We start from the raw sequence: 2,722 nt of genomic DNA, 5'->3' as shown, positions 1-2,722 counted from the left end.
GGAAAGAGCCCAAACCAGGAACTTGTTCCTGGGGTTGAGGACAGATCATAAAAGTTGTAATTTCTTAATTGAAGAGAGCTGGAAGGCTCCGCCATAGAAGGTAACAGCCCTGTAAGTAAAAAGAATAGCAATAAGATCTGCTCCAGAGTACCACGAGACACGTGAAACCTTGTGGGAAGCAGGGAGGACCACCTCCCAAGGCTAAATACTAACTGGTGACCGATAGTGAAGCAGTACCGTGAGGGAAAGGTGAAAAGAACCCCGGAAGGGGAGTGAAATAGAACCTGAAACCGTGTGTCCACAACCGATCAAAGTACTTTTATGTACGATGATGTGCTTTTTGTAGAACGAGCCAGCGAGTTACGATATGTAGCAAGGTTAAGCACTTAAGGTGCGCAGCCGAAGGGAAACCGAGTCTGAATAGGGCAATAAGTTGCATGTCGTAGACCCGAAACCGGGTGACCTATCCATGGACAGGTTGAAGCGGAAGTAAAATTCCGTGGAGGACCGAACCACGTTGGTGTTGAAAAACCATGGGATGAGCTGTGGATAGCGGAGAAATTCCAATCGAACTCGGAGATAGCTGGTTCTCCTCGAAATAGCTTTAGGGCTAGCGTTTTGAATGAGTAATGGAGGTAGAGCACTGAATGGGCTAGGGGCTGACAACAGTTACTGAACCCTATCAAACTCCGAATGCCATATACTTGAATCAAAGCAGTCAGACTACGAATGATAAGATCCGTGGTCAAAAGGGAAACAGCCCAGATCATCAGCTAAGGTCCCAAAGTGTAAGTTAAGTGGAAAAGGATGTGGGATTTCTAAGACAACTAGGATGTTGGCTTAGAAGCAGCCACTCATTCAAAGAGTGCGTAATAGCTCACTAGTCGAGAGATCCTGCGCCGAAGATGTTCGGGGCTAAAACTTACCACCGAAGCTATGGGCTCGAAAGAGCGGTAGAGGAGCTTCCTGTATGGATTGAAGTCGTACCGAAAGGAGCGGTGGACTGTACAGGAGTGAGTATGCTGGCATAAGTAGCGAGAAATAAGTGAGAATCTTATTGGTCGAAAACCTAAGGTTTCCTGAGGAAGGCTCGTCCGCTCAGGGTTAGTCGGGACCTAAGCCGAGGCCGAAAGGCGTAGGTGATGGACAATCGGTTGATATTCCGATACCGCCAACTGACGTTATTACAAATGGGATGACGCAGGAGGATAGGATGTGCGCACTATTGGATGTGCGTCTAAGCACTTAGACATGTTCGACAGGCAAATCCGTTGAACTTAGTTGAGGTGTGATGGGGAGCCCTTTTGGGCGAAGTATCTGATTCCACGCTGCCAAGAAAAGTCTCTATGGAGGAAGTTGGCGCCCGTACCGCAAACCGACACAGGTAGGTGAGGAGAGAATCCTAAGACCATCGGAAGAATTGTTGTCAAGGAACTCGGCAAATTGACCCCGTAAGTTAGCGATAAGGGGTGCCTACGTAAGTAGGCCGCAGAGAATAGGCCCAAGCAACTGTTTAGCAAAAACACAGGTCTCTGCTAAAGCGAAAGCTGATGTATAGGGGCTGACGCCTGCCCGGTGCTGGAAGGTTAAGGGGAACACTTAGCGCAAGCGAAGGTGTGAACTTAAGCCCCAGTAAACGGCGGCCGTAACTATAACGGTCCTAAGGTAGCGAAATTCCTTGTCGGGTAAGTTCCGACCCGCACGAATGGCGTAATGATTTGGGCACTGTCTCGACAACAAATCCGGCGAAATTGTAGTGCAAGTGAAGATGCTTGCTACCCGCGATTGGACGGAAAGACCCCGTAGAGCTTTACTGTAGCTTAGCATTGAGTTTCGATATTGTCTGTACAGGATAGGTGGGAGACTGAGAAGCAAGGGCGTTAGCCTTTGTGGAGTCATCCTTGGGATACCACCCTGACAGTATTGGGATTCTAACCGGCGGCCATGAATCTGGTCACGGGACATTGTTAGGTGGGCAGTTTGACTGGGGCGGTCGCCTCCTAAAAAGTAACGGAGGCGCCCAAAGGTTCCCTCAGAACGGTTGGAAATCGTTCGTAGAGTGCAAAGGCAGAAGGGAGCCTGACTGCGACACATACAAGTGGAGCAGGGACGAAAGTCGGGCTTAGTGATCCGGTGGTTCCTCGTGGGAGGGCCATCGCTCAACGGATAAAAGCTACCTCGGGGATAACAGGCTGATCTCCCCCAAGAGTCCACATCGACGGGGAGGTTTGGCACCTCGATGTCGGCTCGTCGCATCCTGGGGCTGAAGTAGGTCCCAAGGGTTGGGCTGTTCGCCCATTAAAGCGGCACGCGAGCTGGGTTCAGAACGTCGTGAGACAGTTCGGTCCCTATCCGTCGCGGGCGTAGGAAATTTGAGAGGAGCTGTCCTTAGTACGAGAGGACCGGGATGGACTGACCTCTGGTGTACCAGTTGTTCCGCCAGGAGCACGGCTGGGTAGCTATGTCGGGACGGGATAAACGCTGAAAGCATCTAAGCGTGAAGCCCACCTCAAGATTAGATTTCCCATAGCGTAAGCTAGTAAGACCCCTTGAAGAACACAAGGTTGATAGGTCAGAGGTGTAAGCGTGGTAACATGTTCAGCTGACTGATACTAATAGGTCGAGGGCTTGACCAAATTATAATTCACTGTGCAATTTTCAGAGAACAAAGTTCTCTAAGAGTTACTGCAAAAAGTAGCAACAAAATTGATAGAAGCGAGCA

General features: G+C 49.9%; 1 rRNA gene. It reads left to right on the top strand.

Annotation, left to right across the window (positions count from 1 at the left end):
- Positions 1–2,636, top strand: a 23S ribosomal RNA gene (locus I6U48_RS24840); the annotation flags it as partial.
- Positions 2,637–2,722 lie beyond the last annotated feature (86 nt).

Source organism: Clostridium thailandense (assembly GCF_019207025.1).
Classification (GTDB): domain Bacteria; phylum Bacillota; class Clostridia; order Clostridiales; family Clostridiaceae; genus Clostridium_AM; species Clostridium_AM thailandense.
The sequence above is the reverse complement of the archived record's forward strand: the minus strand, read 5'-3'. Positions and strand labels throughout refer to the sequence as shown.